Origin of the sequence: Nakamurella panacisegetis, from assembly GCF_900104535.1 — a bacterium.
In the GTDB taxonomy this organism is placed as follows: domain Bacteria; phylum Actinomycetota; class Actinomycetes; order Mycobacteriales; family Nakamurellaceae; genus Nakamurella; species Nakamurella panacisegetis.
This window is the reverse complement of sequence record NZ_LT629710.1, coordinates 3,766,352-3,783,065: the sequence shown is the minus strand read 5'-3', so window position 1 is coordinate 3,783,065 and position 16,714 is coordinate 3,766,352. Positions and strand designations below refer to the sequence as shown.

The window sequence follows — 16,714 nt, the reverse complement described above, 5'->3', positions numbered from 1 at the left end:
ATGATCCGCTCCCCGGCGGGCATCCGGGGTCAACCCGTGCCGCAACTTCCGAAGCATCATCGACGATCAGGGAGGTCACCGAATGCTGGCAGCAGTGCTGCATCAGGCCAAGAGCAAATTGACGATCCAGGACGTGGAACTGGATCCACCCGGGCCGGGGGAGGTCTTGGTCAAGGTCGAGGCGGCCGGCATCTGCCACACCGACCAGCACTACATCTCCGGTGATCTGAGCTGCCTGCTGCCGGCCGTGGTCGGTCACGAGGGTGCGGGACGGATCGAGTCGGTCGGCCCGGGCGTAACCCGTTTCGAAGCCGGCCAACGGGTGTGCATGACATGGCGGCCACGTTGCGGGGAGTGCCATTTCTGCGTCACCGGATATCCGGCCATGTGCGAGCGAGCGGTCGTCCAGTCGCGGTTCGGCGGACTGCTCGACGGCACCAGCCGCCTGCACGGTGGAGGATCGACCATCCACCACCTGCTGGGCGTCTCGTGCTTCGCCCAGTACGCAGTCGTGTCCGAACGCGCCGTCGTGGCCGTCCCGGACGACATCCCGTCCGAGATCGCGGCCATTGCCGGGTGCGCGGTGATCACCGGTGTCGGCGCCGTGCTCAACGTGATCGGTGCCTGCGCCGGCCGTTCGATCGCGATCTTCGGCGCAGGTGGAGTCGGGCTCTCCGCGGTCATGGGTGCGAAGCTCAGCGGGGCCAACCCCATCATCGTTGTCGACGTGGTCGCAGACCGGCTCGCCGCCGCCCGGACGCTGGGTGCCACGGCCGTGATCAATGCCGGTGAATCAGACGTCGGGCCAGAACTGGCCTCGCTGGTCCCAGAGGGCCTGGACTTCGCGATCGAAGCCGTCGGCCGTGGGGACACCCTGGCCGCCGCGTTCGCCTGTTTGCGCCCGCGCGGCACGATGGTTGCGGTGGGGCTCGGGCATCAGGATGCAGTGGTGCCGGTCCCGCTGAACCAGTTGGTCCAGCGCGAGAAGCGTGTGGTGGGGAGCCTTTACGGTTCGAGCAATCCGGTCGTTGATCTTCCTCGCCTGTTCGACCTCTACCGAGCGGGTCGATTGCCCCTTGATCTCCTGCTGGGACAGCGATATCGACTCGACGAGGTCAATCAGGCATATGCGGACCTGGCCTCAGGCGTCGTCGGAAGAGGGGTGTTGCTGCCGTGGAGCATCTGACCGGACCGAATTCCGGCATCGCGCGGCCTCCGCTCGGCGATTTCGCCTCGTACCCCAGTCTGGTCGGGCAGGTCGTATTCGTATCCGGCGGCGCATCCGGCCTGGGTGCGGAGTTTGTCGAGCAATTCGCTCGGCAGGGCTCGGTGGTCGCGTTCGCGGACGTCGACGACGCCGCAGCGGTCGCCCTGGCCGACCGACTGGAGCAGCTCGGTTTGCGCCGGCCGCTGTATCGCCACGCCGACGTCCGGATGGCCTCGGCCTACCAGGAGGTCCTGGCCGATATCGCCGCCGTCATCGGCCCCATCTCGGTACTGGTGAACAACGCGGCGAACGACGAGCGACATGACAGCACCGTGATCGACCCGTCCAAATGGTCGGACCTGCTGGCCGTGAACTTGAGCCACCATTTGTTCGCCATCCAAGCTGTGGCACCGGGCATGCGGGAGATCGGAGTGGGGTCGATCATCAATCTCGGCTCCGTCGCCGCTCACGCACCGTTCACCGGCATGCCGGCCTACATCGCGGCCAAGGCCGCGGTCGAGGGTCTCACTCGAACTCTGGCCCGTGAACTCGGCCCGGCCCGCATTCGGGTCAATTGCGTGATCCCCGGATGGGTCATGACCGTACGCCAGCTGCGGGAACGCGTCACCGAACAAACAGAACGCATTCTGGATGAATCCCAGTGCCTGCCCGGTCGGCTGATACCGGCCGATGTCGCTCGTCTGGTGCTCTGGCTCGGCGCCGCCGACAGCGGGATGTGCACCGGCCAGAACTGGGTCGTCGACGCCGGTTGGTCGTGACGGACTGAGGGCACGAGTCGGGACTTTCGGCTCTGGTCCGCCGCAAGAGCTCCCGCTAAGCCTGACTCCTATCGGCGCACGGCCTTTCCGCCAGCCGGGACGGAGCGGTCCGCCGCCTCAGGACGCGGAGGCGTGGTCATGAAGATCAGGATTCGCACACTCTTCGGGGTTCTCGCCTTGGCCGTGGGTCTGGTGTTCGCCGTGCCCAGCGCCGCGGCCAGTTCCGCACCCGCGGGACCTGGGCCGGCGGTTGTGACGATGGCTCAGGCAGCGGGTATGCCGAACGCCTCCGGTGGAGACGACACACCGGCCCCGCTGCCGGCGTGGCCGGTTGTCCGACGGGGCAGCGTCGGACAACCCGTTCGCACACTGCAGTACCTGCTCGACGCTCGAGGCGCGACGCTGGCGGTCGACGGCATCTTCGGCCCCAGGACGGACGCGGCTGTGCGCAGCTTCCAGAGCGCCCACGGTTTGGTGGTCGACGGAATTGTCGGGCCCCGGACCTGGCGGTCGGTGATCATCACGGTGCGCTACGGCAGTGTGGGCTCGGCCGTGAAGGCCGTACAGGACCAGGCGAATTTCCGCGGCGGCCGCGAATGGCCGCCGGTGCTGGTCGTCGATGGCGTCTTCGGGAGCAGGACCCGGTCCTGGGTCACCGCTTTCCAAACCGTTGCCGCGAATGACTTCGGGCATCTGAACGTCACGGTTGACGGTGTTGTCGGACCGGTGACCTGGCGGCTGCTGATCTCGGGCTATCTCTCGGGCTGAGCAGTCCCGCTGAGGGGCTGGCCCGGCCGGGTGGGGCCGCGGTCGGTAGGCCCTGCGCGGGAGCGGTGGTGGCATGTCAGCTGAGCATCATGTCGGATTGCTGATGCAATGGGATCCAGGCCCTGGCCGCGCCTTCGGCCCGCACAGGCGGAGCAACCAGCACATCAGCCGCGATCAGGTCCGGCATCGCCGAACCGGCCAGGTCGGCGATGTCCAGTATCGGCACCTGGAACGTCCTGAACGCCCCGATCGGGGGCGGCGCCCCCTCCCGCCCGGCTTCCGCGGCCAGGATCGGGCCGACCATCTCGGTCTGGTCCAGCACGTACCCGGCCGTGGCCAGGTGGTCGCCCTGCAGCCAGGCGGCGATCTTCCAGAAGCGCAGCGGCACCCGCACACCTCGATAGGCCGGATCATCGGCCGCGAGTACGGGGCCGGTGAACACCGACAGCCGCTGCTCATAGGTGGCGGCGTGCACCAGGAGATAGTCCTCGAGGCCGGCCCACAGTTCCGGCGACTGATTCAGTTGCGATGCCTGGGGTGCGGCGTTCGTGTAGTGGAATGTGTCGTTGTTGGCGGCCAGCGCGTCGGCCGTGCTCCCCCACCCGGGGTCACGCCGCCGCACCATATGGCCGCGGTCGAAGTCGTTCCGCACGTACAACTCCGGGCCGGCCTGCTGCTCCGCCGGAACGCGCGGGTCCAGCAGCCAGACGTCCTCCTTCCGCTCGATCTCGATCAGCAGGCCGCCGTGGACGTTGACTCCGGTCACGGCAGCCAGCCTTCGGTCGGTACGGAACAGAACGGTGAAATGCAGGTAGTCCAGGCGCACCGTGGGCGCCGCTGGGGTGGGCATGGGGGCCGGTAGGCCGAGAAAGCCGTCGTCGAACCCGGCGGCACACGCGACTCCAGACATCCTTGTTTCCCACTCTCAGAAATGGGCGGGCGGTGAACGCGCACCCGGCAGTCGGTGAGTACCTACAGGTCGGGGCTGACGCCGAAGACGATGACCTGGTGGCCGTCCCCTGACGGAACCTGTTTGCCGGCACCATCCTTCACGCTCTCGCGGCTGGACGGATGGTCCGTCCGGGCGGCGGACGGGGTGCGGGTGAGCATGGCGGTGGCGATCGCGGCGCGCGCGTTGATGGTCGCAACAGAGGCGCGCGCACGCGCCTGAACGTCGGATGCGAGAAGGTATCCGATCGCCAGAATGATGGTCGCGGACACGATGCCGGCAACCCACAGGGCTACGTGCTGGGCTTGTGGGTCCGTGGGCCATTTCGCCCTGACCTATCCCCAGGCCACAGCCACGGCGCCCGCCCCGGCGGTGGCCCACCACTTGGACATTGCGGTGGCGCCCGCCTCGATCACGGAGGATCAGTCTTCACGCTCATGACGATCTCCCGTCTGTCTGCCTGTCCCCTGTAGCTGTCATGGCAGCAGCTCCCAGCTCCGCCCCCGTAGGGGCCAAAGTCGGAAATGAACTGGGACCTTCGGCGGTCCGGTTCGACCATCAAGATCCATTGCCGCGGTCCAGGGCCGCCCACGTCCCGCTGCTACCGATGTTGCCCGACCGACCTTGCTCACCGAGGTTCACCGAGTGCGCCCGGCGGCCGCGGCTCGGCCAGGTCAGCCGATCCGGCCGCAGCCCAGCTGACGCACCCCCTGTGGGTCGTGATGGTCGAAGAACTGTGACTCCCCGGTGTCCCGGCCGGCAATCTCCGTCATCTGCGCATCGGTCAGGTCGAAGTCCTGGGAGGCGAGGTTCTGGGCCATACGCTCAGGGCGAACCGCAGGATCGGCATCTCGATGCCGTTGGTGTCCGGTGCCACCGGCAAACGCCTCGCGAACACCAGCCGCCTCATCTACCTCGACCCCGCGGCGGGCGACTTCTTCGTGGACTTCGACCGCATCGCTCAGTAGCTGCCGTTGATCACCTCGGCGTCATCGCCTCGACCCGGATGACGGGCTGGAGCTCGCGCACCCGGGCCAGGAACGCAGCCGTCGCCGGCCGGTCCTCGTGGGCGGCGTGGGCCGCCTTGTCCCGGTACACCTCGTAGAAGACCCGGGCCAGCGGCTCGTCGAGGACCGCGTGAGGGACGTACGTCAGAGTTCCCGGCTCGGAGGCCAGGATGTCCGGTACCGCAGCGCGCACCAGGCCGTCGAACGCCTCGGCCGCAGCCGCGTCGGGAAGATCGAACCGCACCACGAGGACGAACATGGTGCAATCATCGCATCCGGGCCGATGGGTCAGATCGAGGCGGCGACAACGGAGAGCAGGGCGAGCTTGCTGGCGCTCTCACTGCCTGGCGTCGCGGTGAATATGAGCAGGGTCTGACCCTGGTCCGGGTCCAGCAACGTCTGGCAATACAGGTCCAGCCGCCCGACCTCGTGGTGCTCCAACCGTTTCTCGCTCGAATAGCTGAGCCCCACCTCCTGGTCGGCCCACAACGAGGCGAACTCCGGGCTGCCCGCCTTCAGCTCGGCGACCATTGTCGCGGCGAGCGATCTGGGGCCGGATTCCGCGACGGCCTGACGCAGCTTCGAGGTATACGTGCGGCCGTGCAACTCGTGATCGTCGACGACATACACCTGGCGCTCGGCCGGGTCGGTGAACCAGCGGTAGACGGCGGAACGGGCCGGACCCGTGAAACGAGTCTGGTCGCCGAACAATGCTCGTGCGACACGGGTCTGGGCCAGGGTCTCGCCGATGGCGCCCATCACCTGCGCCGGCGTGTCGTCCAGCCGGTCCAGGACCCTCATCAACCCGGGACTGACATGGTCGCCGCGCGCGACCCGTCGCTCCACTCCGTGACCGATGAGCAGGAACAGGTGGTCCCGCTCGGCCAGCGTGAGACGCAGACCGCGGGCGATGGCCGCCGCCATCTGTTCGGACGGCTGCGGGCCCGTCCCTCTCTCCAGGCGGGCGTAATAGTCCGGCGACATCTGGGCGAGTGCGGCGACCTCTTCACGGCGCAGACCTGCGGTCCGTCGCCGCGGCCCCCGCGAAATCCCGACATCTTCCGGCTGCAGCGCCTGACGACGGGAGCGAAGAAAGTCGCTCAGTGCTCCACGATCCATCCCGGTCACCCCTGCCCATCCGCAGTGGGCCGCCGGCGATCAGCGGGCCCCACCTCGACTGTAGCCAGTGCGGGCACGTTATCCAGGACTTACCGATCAGTGCTTCAACGGGTCCTTGCTGCGGAATGGGAGCGGCCCTTGACTACCAACACAGGCCCGGCGAGACCGGGCACACGGCAGTCGAAAGCGGTTGCGAGCGTTGCCGCCGAAAGGAAGTAGACATGAGCAGGTGGAACCGATCGGACATGCACAACCTCAGCGGGCGGACCGTTGTGGTCACCGGGGCCTCGTCCGGGCTCGGGCTTCGCACGGCGACCGAACTGGCGGCAGCCGGCGTCCGCGTTGTACTGGCGGTGCGCTCATTGGCCAAGGGTCGGGAGGCCGCTGAATCGATCGCCGGCCGGACCGACGTTCGGGAGTTGGACGTCGCCGACCTGAATTCGGTGAATCGATTCGCCTCGGAGTGGACCGGGGACATCGATGTACTCGTCAACAATGCGGGGATCATGGAGGTGCCCTTTGCGGTCACGGCGGACGGCTACGAGTCACAGGCGGCCACGAACTACCTCGGCCCATTCGCTCTGACCAACCTCCTGCTGCCGCACATCACCGACCGGGTGGTGTTCGTCGGGTCCCAGCTCCACCGGATGGGCAAGATCCATCTCGATGATCTCGCCGGGACGGCACGACCGTACAAGAAGTCCGACGCCTACCGAGATTCCAAGCTGGCCATCACACTCCTGGGCCTGGAACTGCAGCGACGACTCGACCTCGCCCACAGCCCGGTCCGGGCCATCGTGGCCCATCCGGGCATCGCCTCGACGAACCTGTCCAGGCACGCCATGTCCGGCAAGATCACCCACGCTTTGCGGTTTCTGTTCAACGACATCCCGACCGCGTCACTCTCGTTGCTGTACGCCGCAACCGAGGACGTCCCCGGAAATTCCTATGTCGGCCCGCGCGGGCCCGGCGGCCTGAAGGGGCACCCCGTCCTCGGCCAGCCGGCGGCGGCCGGTCGGGATGGCAACCTGGCCGAGGTGCTCTGGTCGGCGACCGAACGACTGCTGGGCATCACCTTCAGCCCTTTGCCGTCGGGCGAGCTCGCATGAGCTGATGCGCGCAGCCGTCGCTGCGTCAGTTCCTGTCGAGCAGTATTCGGATCCAGGCGTCGGCCAGCCAGTGGGCGAACTGATCGGGAGTCCAGCCCCGTTCGCGGACGAGCAGGTCCCAGTATTCTGAGCCGTTCATGCTCCAGATGATGTCGGCGACCTGGCCGTCGCTCAGGTCGTTCCGCAGATCTCCGGTGGCGCGCAGTTCGGCGGCCAGAAGCCGCATGTTGGCGGCCCGGCGCCGGCCGATCTCGCTCCAGAGATGCGCACAGTCGGTGTCCGTGCCCGCGGCGTCGCGAAGGGCCAGGAACACCGGAGCCATGCGCTGCTGAATGGCGGCGATGGCCTGCGCGTAGATCGCGAGCTTGTCGATCGCGCGATCGGCCGCGCCGATGCGCTGGACGTAGTCACGTTGCTGGGCCGGCACGGGCTGGTCGGTGCCCGAGATCGCGACTTCCACGAGTTCACGGAGCAGCGCGGGTTTGCGGCCGACCGTGGCGTAGATCGTGTCGGGTGACACCTGCGCGCGTTCGGCGATGTCAGCGATGGTCGTCGCGACATATCCGTTGCTGACGAACAACTCTCGCGACGCGAGCAGCACCGCCCGCCGAGTCGCCGCGGCTCGCGCCATCCGCCGGGGGGCGTGATAGCTGCGCTTGGGTCCGGAAGGCTTGACCTCGTCAGTCATGCGTCGTACTCTCACCTCATTCATCCGAAAGCTATTCGGATCAATATATCAGGAGGCTCGGCATGGTCCACGCCTACATCCAGGACGTTCCGATCGACGAGGCGCTCTACCGCCGGATCATCGATGAGCTCGGACCGGAACCCTTGGCCGGCCAGTTGCTCCACCTGTGTGTTCGCGAGCCGGACGGGCGTCTGCGTTACATCGACGTCTGGGAGTCCGAGGAAGCCTGCGCCCGGGCGTTCGAGGAGCGAATCCACCCCGCCGTCGACGTGGCTTTCGGTGGCCACCGGCCGTCCCGTGAACCCGTGGTGCACAAACTCGATGTGCTGCACGCGGCCGGAGCGGGACTCGCACCGGCCTGGTCCTGACCGGCCATCGGTCGCCCGGCGGCCGGCGCGAACCCGATGCGGCTGAGTAAGTCCGCTGGATCGCGTCGACCAGTTCTGGCCCGCTTGCCCGCTCGCGGCGCCTCTTGTCGAACGTTCCGATGACCAACTCATCACGCAGAACCAGGAGCGGCCGGCCGACTCGGCGACACGAGGAATGCCTCGCTCGCCGTGAATGCCGGCCGGCCGCCCGAATGGATCAGCCCTGCGCGCCGCGCACTTCGACGGTCAGCGACCGCCGACGATGTTGCGGCTCCGTTGATCCGTTCCTGGCCCGCCGTAGGGGTAGTCAGCCGGAACCGGGTCGCTGGCCTTGTCCAGGGACGCCGTCTCCGCTTCGTCCAGGTGCAGGTCGGCGGCGCCCAGGTTGTCATCCAGTTGTTCGACCGTCCGGGCCCCGAGAATCACCGAGCACACCGCAGGACGGTCGGCCAGCCACGCCAGCGCGACCTGTGCCATCGACACACCCCGCGCGTCGGCGATGGCCTGGACCGCGTCGATGACCGCCCACGTCCGATCGGCCCCGGCGCGCCGGTCGTAGGCCTCGACGCCGCGATCCGGATTCTCGCCCAGCCGAGTGGCGCCGGTTGGGCGGTTGTCGCGGGTGTACTTGCCCGTCAACCAACCACCGCCCAGCGGTGACCAGGGCAGCAAGCCCAGCCCGGCGTCCAGACACGACGGCACGATCTCCCACTCGAGCTCGCGCACCAGCAAACTGTACTGCGGCTGCAACGTCACCGGCAGCTGCAGACCCAGCGCGGCCGCAGTGGCGACGGCCTTCTGCACCTGCCACCCGGTGAAGTTCGACAGACCGACGTACCGGATCTTTCCCTGGTGGACGAAATCGTCGAGGGTGCCGAGAGTCTCGGCCAGCGGCGTGAGCGGATCGAAGCTGTGCACCTGGTAGAGGTCCACACAGTCGACCCCCAGTCGTCGCAATGAGTCGTCCAGGGCCCGTTGCAGGTGCCGGCGAGTGAGCCCGAGATCGTTCGGCCCCTCCCCCATCGGGAACCGGCCCTTGGTGGCCAGCACCACCTGATCCCGCACGGATGCCGGACGATTCGCCAGCCACCGCCCGATGATCTCCTCCGAGGCACCCGCTCCGTACACGTCGGCCGTGTCGATCAGATTGCCGCCCACCTCCATGAATCGGTCCAGTTGAGCGTGCGCCACGTCCTCTGCACTCTCTCGCCCGAAGGTCATGGTGCCCAGCGTGAGCCGAGACACCGCACAACCACTCTGTCCCAGAAGTCGATATTCCATGTCTCTGTAATACTCCGTGTCGGTTGGACCCAAACATCGGGGTCGCGGTTCGCGCGGGGCATCCGGATGTTCGTCCCGCCCGGCACCTGCCGCTGGAAAGGCCGACTCAGAAAGGGACCGCCGCCTTGGAGCCGGTCAACTCCCGGGGCCACCGCACGCTCTGCTACCTGGACCCGGCCCAGCTGAGTACGTGGACCTCCCGTTGGCCGGCGGTGACCCCGGCCACCGGGTCGACGAAGGTCACCAGGGCCGTGAGGTCGGGGATGCCGGAGGTCGAGCAGGGCCCGAGACCGGAGCAGACGAAGGTGCTCAGGAATACCCCGAAGCCGATGCCAGGCGAATCGTCCGGGACCTCGATGACCGGGCCGGTGAAGGCCAGGCTGGCCGTCTCGAAGATCTTCAGCGATCGGGCCACGACCCCGAACCGGAAGACCTGCTCCGTGAGGTTGTTGAACGAGACGTCCAACGCGGCCAGCGGCGCATACGTCGTGCCCTGGATGTAGAACACGGTGCTGGGAGATTGGGCCGTGGAGATGAAGGCACAGATGCTGCTGGAGTTGGATACGTACGGGCCTTTGGTGATGCAGCCGCTCTGGGCCCGGAAGGCCGGGGCCGCGTACGTGAGGTCGAGCAGAATGGCGTCCACGCTCTCGGTCCCGGACTCGGCGATCGTGGCGGAATAGGTCAGATTCACCCCGGTGAAGGTGCCGTTGTGGATCTGGGTGGAGAGGGAGTTCAAGGCCGCCAAGGGCAGCGTCACCGAGTCCGTCCGGGTCACGGTACTGGTGACGGCGGGCAAACTGACCGCCGCCAGCGCCGTCCCGCCGGTGGGGGTGACCAGTAGGGTGCGGGTGTCGCCCGTGGTGCCGGCCGCCCCGGCGCTGAATGCGTGGACCACCCTCAGAGTGGCGGACTTCAGAGTCGAACCCGCCGGTATCGACCCAACGGCCGGGCCGAAGCCGCCGACTGTCATCGTGCCGGTGACGGCCTTCTTCGCGGTGACCTTGCCGTCCCACGTCGCAGAAGAATTGTCGACCGCGCCAATTCTCGGCACATTGGTGAACTGGCCGGCGTCCACGGTCGTGGTCATGTTGAGCCCGGTGACCGACGACGTCGACTCGCTGCCCGTCTTGAGGCCGTACATGACCACCGGGGGACGGTCGGCATGGTAGGTCCCGCAGAACTCGGCATTCACCTTGTTGTTGATGAACAACTGGCTGTCGTTGCCGAAGATGAACTGAACACCGAGAGCGGTCGCACTGTCGATCGGATTGACGCAGCCACCGGGAATGGTCGGTGTGGCCAGCAAACCGGCCGCCGTCGGGGTGCCCGCGATCAGGTTGCCGTTACTCACCGTCCAGACGTCGCCACCGGCCGTCGGGAGTGCCGGGTTCTCCGTGTTGTGGAAATCGAAGTAGTAGTTGCCCGGAGCGAAATACCAGGTCTTGTTGGTACACGTCCCGCCGGTCAGCGCGGTGAGGGCGGCGGCATCATCGTAGTAGCCCGGTTGCAGCGTGACGCTCGAGCCGCCGGGGCACGCCGGGACCGGCCGATAGACGGGCACGGAACTCGTCTCCGCCGCATAGTTCGGATCGACGTTCAACGCGCTCCCGGAGGATTCCTGGCAGGTCTTCGCGGTCGGCGGACTCGTGTCGGAAGTGACCGGACCGGTACACCCCGCCGCTCCGCCGCGGGCGTAGACACCGGTGTTGGTGGCCAGCGCGCTATTGGTGATGTTGATGTTGGAATTCGACATGACGACGCCGTGGACGTGCAAGCCGGCCCCGGTGTTCGATTTGACGTAGAGCCCATCCTCCCCGGCGATGTTGCCCAGGGTGAGGATGGCGGCCCCCGGACGGTTGCAGTTGGTCAAGGACGTGCACGCGACCCGCACCCTGGAGCCCGGGCTCGGTGCGCAGGTCACCGCGGCCGACCTGGCCGCGTAGAAGCCGGCGAGGTTCAACGTGCCCGACGCCCCGAAGCACTGACCTGATGTGCCGGTGAAGGTGGAGTTCCGGATGCTGTTCACCGCGGCCTTGGTGGCTCCGTCGGCGGCATACGCGACGGCGCCCTGATCGCGAAGTTGCACGGTGGCGCGGATGCTGGTGTCCGCGAACGTCAGCGTCGCTCCGATGATCAGGCCGAAGACGGTGACGATGATCAGCGCCACGATCAGGGCGGCACCGCTGTCATCACTGCAGCTGCGGGCCCGTTTCATGTCTGTCTCCGGTCTCCGGTGAGCGAGATGGCATAGAGCGCGGCGCTCGGCGGCGCGACCGAGAACGAGAGCCTCACGGTCTGCGGGAGCGGCAGGGCGTCGCAGGTCGACGAGCAGGTCACCGCCGGGCTTCCCACGACGTTCTGCGCGAGGGTCAGTTGCGAGACGAGAGAGCCGTCCACGCATCGGCTCCGCACCATCTGGTTGTCCCCGGCGACCGTCACCACCGCCCAGGACACGACCGCTCGGTGCAGGGCGGGCGGGCTGACCGTGTTGTCGTAGGCGTCGGACAGGAACCGCACCGTCGCGCCCGTGCCGCCGTCGCCACAGGTCGATCCGGCGTCCCCACTCGTCAACACCGACGTGGCCATCGGGGCCCCGCTCGCGGTGTAGTCGTGCACCCCCACCCCGGCGACGTCCTGGGCGAAGTAGGTCGCACTCAACTGCGCCGAATGCGAGGCGACCATTCGCGCCGAGGTCGCGTCGACGTTCCGGAGCACGCCGATGAAGGCGTTCGAGACCGGCAGCAGGATCAGGCCCAGGATGGCAACGCTGACCAACAATTCGATCAGGGTGAACCCGTCGTCGGTGGCGGCACTCCGCCGCGCGGTCATGTGCACGCCGGCTGGGGTGCGGGTCCGCACGGCTTGCGGATGATCAGATCCAACGTCTCCGACGCGCGACCGTCATTGCTGGAGATTTTCAGCGACAACTTCTGCAAACCGGTGTCCGGCGCGGAGCAGGTGGACGACCAGGTGGTCCCGGTCCAGTAGGCCACCGCCGTGACAGCGCTGAGGTAGCCCGCCGGTGGGACGTACCCGCTGGTGTAGGTCCCGGTGGTGGCGCAGGCGACGTACCCGCCGCCCCCACCGGCCACCGTCTTGTCGATCATCTCGGCGAAACTGCGAACCTCGGCCCCGGCCGTCGCCTCCTTGCGGTGCACGTCGGACAGCACGACGCCGGTGGCCAATCCGGACACGATCGCGACGACGGCGAGGCCGAGCAGCGTCAGGGCCACCAGCAGTTCGATCAGGGATTCGCCGCGCTCACCGTTGGCCGGGCCCGGAATTCGGCTCATGTCTTGACCTGGTTGAACACCCCGTACATCGCCGACACCAGCGCGAGGGCGACGAACCCGACGACCAGACCCATGGCGATGATCACGGCCGGCTCGAACAGCGCGGTCACCCGCTTGATCTTGTAGTCCAGCTCCCGCTCGTAGTACCGGGCCGCGACCTCGAGTTGGACGTCCAGACTGCCGGTCTCCTCACCGACCCGGATCATCTGGGCCGCAGTCGACGGGAAGAGTTTGGTGTCCGCCAACGGCTTCGCGAGGCCCTGACCCTCCAGCATCTGCTCACCCACCGCCGCCAGTGCCCGGTTGTAGACCAAATTCCGGAGGGACGCCGAGGACACGCTCAGCGCCTCGCTCAGGTTGACACCGGCCCCGATCATCGAGGACATCAACCGGCAGAACCGCTCCACGAGAGCGAACTGGACCGCATCGCCGATCACCGGCAGGCTCAGGGTGATCTTGTTCCACAGATGACGTCCCCCGTCGGTCTGCAACGCCAGCAGGAATCCGGCGAGGACGGCACCCAGCCCGATCAGGATCGCCCACCACCACGAGCCGAAGAAGTCGGTGACGGCCAGCAGCATGCGGGTGGGCAGCGGCAGTCTCGCGTCCAGGCTCGCGAAGAACACCTTGAACCGCGGCAGCACGAACGCGGCCAGGACGACGACCGTGCCGAGCGACATCAGCAGGATGATGCCCGGGTAGATGGAGGCGGACTTGATCTTCCGACGGGCCTCCAGATCACGTTCGAGATAGGACGCGAGCTGGTCCAGCACGGTGTCCAGCTGACCGGTCAGCTCGGCCGACCGCAGGATGCCGCGGTAGTAGTCCGGGAAGACCTTCGGATAGCGGTCCACGCAGTCGGACAAGGTCTCACCGCGCCGAAGAAATTCCTCGATGGTCGCCATCATCTTCTTGACCGACTTGTTGCCCGCGTCCTCGCCGAGCGTCGAGATCGAGTCCAGGAGCGGAAGGCCGGCCCGGATGAAGGCCGCGAGTTGGCGCGACAGGTGCATTACTTCTTCGCGCTTTATCTTCGGCTCGGTGATGTCCCGCTGCAGAAAGCTGGTCTGCTCGGTGACCCGTATCTCGCGGAATTGCTTTTCGAACAACGCGATCTCGGCCGCTTCCCGGCTGTCCGCCTTCTGAATGCCCTGCACGGTGCCGCCGACCGGGTCGGTTGCCACATAGGCGAAACGGGCCACGTCAGCCTCCCACCGCGTAGATGGACCGCATGATCTCGGACACCGTGGTGGTCCCGTTCTCGACCAAGCGGGCGGCCTCCTCCAGCAGGGTCCGCATGCCCTCGCAGCGAGCCACCTTGCGCATGTCGTCGTGCGAGCGCCGGTCCAGGATCATGTCCCGGATGGAGTCGGTGACGGTGAGCAGCTCGTAGACCCCGATCCGTTCGAGATAGCCCGTCTGGGCGCAGAAGTTGCAGCCTTCGCCGTGGAAGAACCCTTCGGCCGGGACCGCCCCGCCCGCCACCTTGAGGAACTCGAGTTCCTCCGGGGCCGGCTGATACCCGGTGCGGCAGTAGTGGCAGATCCGTCGGACCAACCGTTGGGCCACGATCGCGGTGATGGACGAGGCCACCAGGAAGGTCTCGATGCCCATGTCGATGAGCCGGTGAAGCGCCGAGACGGAGTCCGTCGCGTGCACCGAGGACAGCACGAAATGTCCGGTCAGCGCCGATTGCACGGCGATCCTTGCGGTCTCGACATCGCGGATCTCGCCGACCAGGATGACGTCGGGATCTTGGCGCAGGATCGACCGCAGGCCTCCGGCGAAGGTGATTCCGGCCTGCTCGTTGATCTGGATCTGGTTGATCGAGGGAAAGGTGTACTCCACCGGGTCCTCGATGGTCATCACGTTCTGGTCCGGGCTGTTGATCTCACCCAGCGAACCGTAGAGCGAGGTGGTCTTGCCGGATCCGGTCGGTCCGGCGCAGATCACCATGCCGTACGGGGAGTGCAGCAGCGCGGAATACCGCTCGGCCGTGTCCGCCGGCATGCCGAGCTCGGCCAGCCGGAACAGCGGACGGCTCTTGTCCAGCAGCCGCAGGACGACTTTCTCGCCCCAGATCGTGGCGGTGGTGGCCACCCGGATGTCGACCGCACGGCCTTCGATCTCCATGGCCATCTGGCCGTCCTGGGATCGCCGTCGTTCGACGATGTTCATGCCGCCGAGGATCTTGATCCGACTGACCACCGCCGGCCCCATCGACTTCGGCAGCATGAGCACGTCGTGCAGCGCGCCGTCGACCCGGTAGCGGACCCGGACGCGATCCTCCTGTGGCTCGATGTGGATGTCCGATGCGCGGTCGCGCAGGCCCTGGGTGATGACCTTCTGCACCACCTGGACCACCGGTGCATCGTCGCTGGCGATCGCGCTGTCCATGCGGGCGCTGTCCTTGCGGACGGAGTCCTGGACCTCGAACGCCTTGACCTGCGAATCCAGACCGGTCAGTGCGCGGTAGCTGTTCCCCACCGCGGTGAGGATCTCGGCCCTGGCGGCGAGCCCGAAGCTGACCGGCCGCGCGAGGGCTTCGCGAATCGCCGTCATGGCCGCCTCGGATGGATCCGCGATCGCGATCAGCACGTCGTCCGTTCGGATCTCGATGGCGATGGCGGTGAGCGCGCGCGCCTGCGCCTCGGTCAGCAACGCGATCGCGTCGGGCGCGGGTGTGACCCGCCGCAGATCGATCAGGGGCAATGACTTCTGCTCGGCGAGGACCCCGAGCAGCTCCCGGGCCTGCAGCGAGCCCAACTGGATGAGCACCTCGCCCAGCCGCTTGCCGCTTCTCGTGGCCGGTGCGGTCAGCGCCGTGGTGATCTGCTCGGCCGTGACAAGTTGGGCGGCCACGAGCATCTCGCCGATGCGGCGGCCGGCCGGGTCGACCGACAGGTCGGTGATCTCCCGCGTGACCGGCGCGGCCTCGCGAGCCGGCGCGGCCGGCGCCGGGGCCCGGTGGCGACTGAGTTTCATGCCGACAACACGCTCCCTTGCACGTACGCCGGGCGAGGCGCCTCAACATCTTTCGGGTACAGGCTGCGCGCGACGGCCTCCGCGTAGCTGACCAGACCACTCTGGACGAGACCGCTCAGCGACTGCTCGAAGGTGATCATGCCCTCCTTCTGCCCGGTTACCAGGCAGTTCCGCAGCTGGTGGCTCTTGCCGTCCTTGATCAGGTTGCGGACCGCCGGATTGGCCACCAGCACTTCGTAGGCGGCGATCATGCCGCCGTCGACGCGGGGCAGCAGGCGTTGGTAGACGATGCCGGACAGGGCGGCCGCCAGTTGAACCCGGATCTGCGACTGCTGCTCTCCCGGGAACACGTCGACGATCCGGGCCAGCGCCTGGGCCGTGTCGTTCGTGTGCAGAGTTGCGAACACCAGATGGCCGGTCTCGGCGATGGTCAGCGCGAAACGAATCGACTCCAGATCCCGCATTTCGCCGACCAGGAGCACGTCCGGGTCCTCGCGCAGTGCAGACCGGAGTGCGTCCGGGAACGACGCGGTATCGGTGCCGACCTCACGCTGGCTCACGATCGACCGGCGGTGGTGGTGGACGTACTCGATCGGATCCTCGATGGTGATGATGTGGCACGCCCGGTCGGTGTTGATCTGATGGATCATCGCGGCCAGGGTGGTCGACTTTCCCGAGCCGGTGGGACCGGTGATCAGCACCAGGCCCTGGTGCCGCCGGGTGAACTCGTTCAGCACCGAGGGGAGACCCAGCTGGGCCATGGTCGGGACGGCCTGCGGGATCAGGCGCAGCGCGATCGCGGTGTGGCCCTGCTGCTGAAAGGCGTTGCCGCGAATCCGGCCGAGATCGCGCCAGGAGAAGGAGAAGTCGAATTCTGCCCCGGGGACGTAGTGATCGAGTTGCTCGTCGCTGAGGATGGCGGCCAGCAGGCTCCGCGTGTCCTCGTCGGTCAGTACCGCGGAGCCGTGGACCGGGTGCAAGGCGCCGTGGACCCGGAGTTGGGGTGATGCCCCGACGGTGAGCAGCAGGTCGGTGCCCTTCGCCGACCACAGGGCCTCGATCAGCGCATCGACCATCGCTCGCGCCGGTGAGGGCGCGGCCGGTCCCGCGGTGTCTGGCTCCGTCATGAAGAATCCTCCCCGGATCTACTCGATGCTG

18 protein-coding genes are annotated in these 16,714 nt (G+C 67.3%); 5 read left to right on the top strand and 13 right to left on the bottom strand.

Features of this window, described 5'->3' with window-relative positions:
- Positions 1-82: 82 nt before the first annotated feature.
- The 3 genes from BLS97_RS17015 to BLS97_RS17005 all read left to right on the top strand — a co-directional run bounded on the left by BLS97_RS17015 (position 83) and on the right by BLS97_RS17005 (position 2,754).
- Complete coding sequence (locus BLS97_RS17015; protein WP_090478018.1) at positions 83-1,186, top strand: zinc-binding dehydrogenase; 1,104 nt, start codon at positions 83-85, stop codon at positions 1,184-1,186.
- Positions 1,174-1,986 carry an SDR family NAD(P)-dependent oxidoreductase gene (locus BLS97_RS17010; protein WP_197676231.1) on the top strand — a complete coding sequence of 271 codons (813 nt, stop codon included), beginning with the start codon at positions 1,174-1,176 and terminating at the stop codon, positions 1,984-1,986. Before BLS97_RS17015 ends, BLS97_RS17010 begins: the two co-directional genes overlap by 13 nt.
- A 138-nt stretch (positions 1,987-2,124) precedes the next feature.
- On the top strand, positions 2,125-2,754 hold the full coding sequence (locus BLS97_RS17005) for a peptidoglycan-binding domain-containing protein (protein ID WP_197676230.1): 630 nt from the start codon (positions 2,125-2,127) through the stop codon (positions 2,752-2,754).
- A gap of 76 nt (positions 2,755-2,830) precedes the next feature.
- On the opposite strand, the gene BLS97_RS17000 is transcribed toward BLS97_RS17005, so the two are convergent.
- The 5 genes from BLS97_RS17000 to BLS97_RS16980 form a co-directional block, all read right to left on the bottom strand.
- Positions 2,831-3,664 (bottom strand): DNA/RNA non-specific endonuclease, encoded by an 834-nt coding sequence (locus tag BLS97_RS17000; RefSeq protein ID WP_090478012.1) that lies wholly within the window; start codon positions 3,662-3,664, stop codon positions 2,831-2,833.
- A 62-nt stretch (positions 3,665-3,726) separates the two neighbouring features.
- Entirely contained in the window at positions 3,727-3,975 is a 249-nt protein-coding gene (locus BLS97_RS16995; protein ID WP_090478010.1) for a hypothetical protein, read from the bottom strand.
- A gap of 402 nt (positions 3,976-4,377) precedes the next feature.
- Positions 4,378-4,524 (bottom strand): hypothetical protein, encoded by a 147-nt coding sequence (locus tag BLS97_RS22990; RefSeq protein WP_157695484.1) that lies wholly within the window; start codon positions 4,522-4,524, stop codon positions 4,378-4,380.
- Positions 4,525-4,681: 157 nt separating this feature from the next.
- Entirely contained in the window at positions 4,682-4,969 is a 288-nt protein-coding gene (locus tag BLS97_RS16985; protein ID WP_090478004.1) for a putative quinol monooxygenase, read from the bottom strand.
- Positions 4,970-4,998: 29 nt separating this feature from the next.
- Complete coding sequence (locus BLS97_RS16980) at positions 4,999-5,829, bottom strand: helix-turn-helix transcriptional regulator (protein WP_090482484.1); 831 nt, start codon at positions 5,827-5,829, stop codon at positions 4,999-5,001.
- Positions 5,830-6,050: 221 nt separating this feature from the next.
- Here BLS97_RS16980 and BLS97_RS16975 point away from each other — a divergent pair, with 221 nt between their 5' ends.
- Positions 6,051-6,938 carry an SDR family NAD(P)-dependent oxidoreductase gene (locus tag BLS97_RS16975; protein ID WP_090478001.1) on the top strand — a complete coding sequence of 296 codons (888 nt, stop codon included), beginning with the start codon at positions 6,051-6,053 and terminating at the stop codon, positions 6,936-6,938.
- Between the two features lie 25 nt (positions 6,939-6,963).
- On the opposite strand, the gene BLS97_RS16970 is transcribed toward BLS97_RS16975, so the two are convergent.
- The gene (locus BLS97_RS16970) at positions 6,964-7,626 is read right to left on the bottom strand and encodes a TetR/AcrR family transcriptional regulator (RefSeq protein ID WP_090477998.1); all 663 of its coding nucleotides are present in this window, start codon (positions 7,624-7,626) and stop codon (positions 6,964-6,966) included.
- Between the two features lie 62 nt (positions 7,627-7,688).
- Between BLS97_RS16970 and BLS97_RS16965 the strand changes: the two genes are divergently transcribed.
- Positions 7,689-7,994 carry a hypothetical protein gene (locus tag BLS97_RS16965; protein ID WP_090477994.1) on the top strand — a complete coding sequence of 102 codons (306 nt, stop codon included), beginning with the start codon at positions 7,689-7,691 and terminating at the stop codon, positions 7,992-7,994.
- A 246-nt stretch (positions 7,995-8,240) separates the two neighbouring features.
- On the opposite strand, the gene BLS97_RS16960 is transcribed toward BLS97_RS16965, so the two are convergent.
- The 7 genes from BLS97_RS16960 to BLS97_RS16930 form a co-directional block, all read right to left on the bottom strand.
- Positions 8,241-9,275: an aldo/keto reductase gene (locus tag BLS97_RS16960; RefSeq protein WP_090477989.1), complete on the bottom strand. Its 1,035-nt coding sequence runs from the start codon at positions 9,273-9,275 to the stop codon at positions 8,241-8,243.
- Positions 9,276-9,438: 163 nt separating this feature from the next.
- Positions 9,439-11,493: a hypothetical protein gene (locus BLS97_RS16955; protein WP_090477985.1), complete on the bottom strand. Its 2,055-nt coding sequence runs from the start codon at positions 11,491-11,493 to the stop codon at positions 9,439-9,441.
- Entirely contained in the window at positions 11,490-12,107 is a 618-nt protein-coding gene (locus BLS97_RS16950) for a prepilin-type N-terminal cleavage/methylation domain-containing protein (protein WP_157695483.1), read from the bottom strand. Before BLS97_RS16950 ends, BLS97_RS16955 begins: the two co-directional genes overlap by 4 nt.
- Positions 12,104-12,571 (bottom strand): prepilin-type N-terminal cleavage/methylation domain-containing protein, encoded by a 468-nt coding sequence (locus BLS97_RS16945; protein ID WP_090477979.1) that lies wholly within the window; start codon positions 12,569-12,571, stop codon positions 12,104-12,106. The genes BLS97_RS16950 and BLS97_RS16945 overlap by 4 nt, the downstream gene beginning before the upstream one ends.
- A complete protein-coding gene (locus BLS97_RS16940) occupies positions 12,568-13,773 on the bottom strand; it encodes a type II secretion system F family protein (RefSeq protein WP_090477976.1) in 1,206 nt (401 codons plus the stop codon). Before BLS97_RS16940 ends, BLS97_RS16945 begins: the two co-directional genes overlap by 4 nt.
- Position 13,774: 1 nt before the next feature.
- On the bottom strand, positions 13,775-15,556 hold the full coding sequence (locus tag BLS97_RS16935) for a GspE/PulE family protein (RefSeq protein ID WP_197676228.1): 1,782 nt from the start codon (positions 15,554-15,556) through the stop codon (positions 13,775-13,777).
- Positions 15,553-16,683: a type IV pilus twitching motility protein PilT gene (locus tag BLS97_RS16930; RefSeq protein ID WP_197676227.1), complete on the bottom strand. Its 1,131-nt coding sequence runs from the start codon at positions 16,681-16,683 to the stop codon at positions 15,553-15,555. The genes BLS97_RS16935 and BLS97_RS16930 overlap by 4 nt, the downstream gene beginning before the upstream one ends.
- Positions 16,684-16,714: the final 31 nt, after the last annotated feature.

Bases quoted from the DNA above. Each gene is read 5' to 3' on its own strand.
- BLS97_RS16955 (WP_090477985.1), bottom strand. From the start codon at position 11,493: ATGAAACGGGCCCGCAGCTGCAGTGATGACAGCGGTGCCGCCCTGATC.
- BLS97_RS17000 (WP_090478012.1), bottom strand. From the start codon at position 3,664: ATGTCTGGAGTCGCGTGTGCCGCCGGGTTCGACGACGGCTTTCTCGGC.
- BLS97_RS16945 (WP_090477979.1), bottom strand. From the start codon at position 12,571: ATGAGCCGAATTCCGGGCCCGGCCAACGGTGAGCGCGGCGAATCCCTG.
- BLS97_RS16975 (WP_090478001.1), top strand. From the start codon at position 6,051: ATGAGCAGGTGGAACCGATCGGACATGCACAACCTCAGCGGGCGGACC.
- BLS97_RS17005 (WP_197676230.1), top strand. From the start codon at position 2,125: ATGAAGATCAGGATTCGCACACTCTTCGGGGTTCTCGCCTTGGCCGTG.
- BLS97_RS16980 (WP_090482484.1), bottom strand. From the start codon at position 5,829: ATGGATCGTGGAGCACTGAGCGACTTTCTTCGCTCCCGTCGTCAGGCG.
- BLS97_RS16985 (WP_090478004.1), bottom strand. From the start codon at position 4,969: ATGTTCGTCCTCGTGGTGCGGTTCGATCTTCCCGACGCGGCTGCGGCC.
- BLS97_RS16960 (WP_090477989.1), bottom strand. From the start codon at position 9,275: ATGGAATATCGACTTCTGGGACAGAGTGGTTGTGCGGTGTCTCGGCTC.
- BLS97_RS22990 (WP_157695484.1), bottom strand. From the start codon at position 4,524: ATGGCCCAGAACCTCGCCTCCCAGGACTTCGACCTGACCGATGCGCAG.
- BLS97_RS17015 (WP_090478018.1), top strand. From the start codon at position 83: ATGCTGGCAGCAGTGCTGCATCAGGCCAAGAGCAAATTGACGATCCAG.
- BLS97_RS16950 (WP_157695483.1), bottom strand. From the start codon at position 12,107: ATGACCGCGCGGCGGAGTGCCGCCACCGACGACGGGTTCACCCTGATC.
- BLS97_RS16930 (WP_197676227.1), bottom strand. From the start codon at position 16,683: ATGACGGAGCCAGACACCGCGGGACCGGCCGCGCCCTCACCGGCGCGA.
- BLS97_RS16965 (WP_090477994.1), top strand. From the start codon at position 7,689: ATGGTCCACGCCTACATCCAGGACGTTCCGATCGACGAGGCGCTCTAC.
- BLS97_RS16970 (WP_090477998.1), bottom strand. From the start codon at position 7,626: ATGACTGACGAGGTCAAGCCTTCCGGACCCAAGCGCAGCTATCACGCC.
- BLS97_RS16935 (WP_197676228.1), bottom strand. From the start codon at position 15,556: ATGAAACTCAGTCGCCACCGGGCCCCGGCGCCGGCCGCGCCGGCTCGC.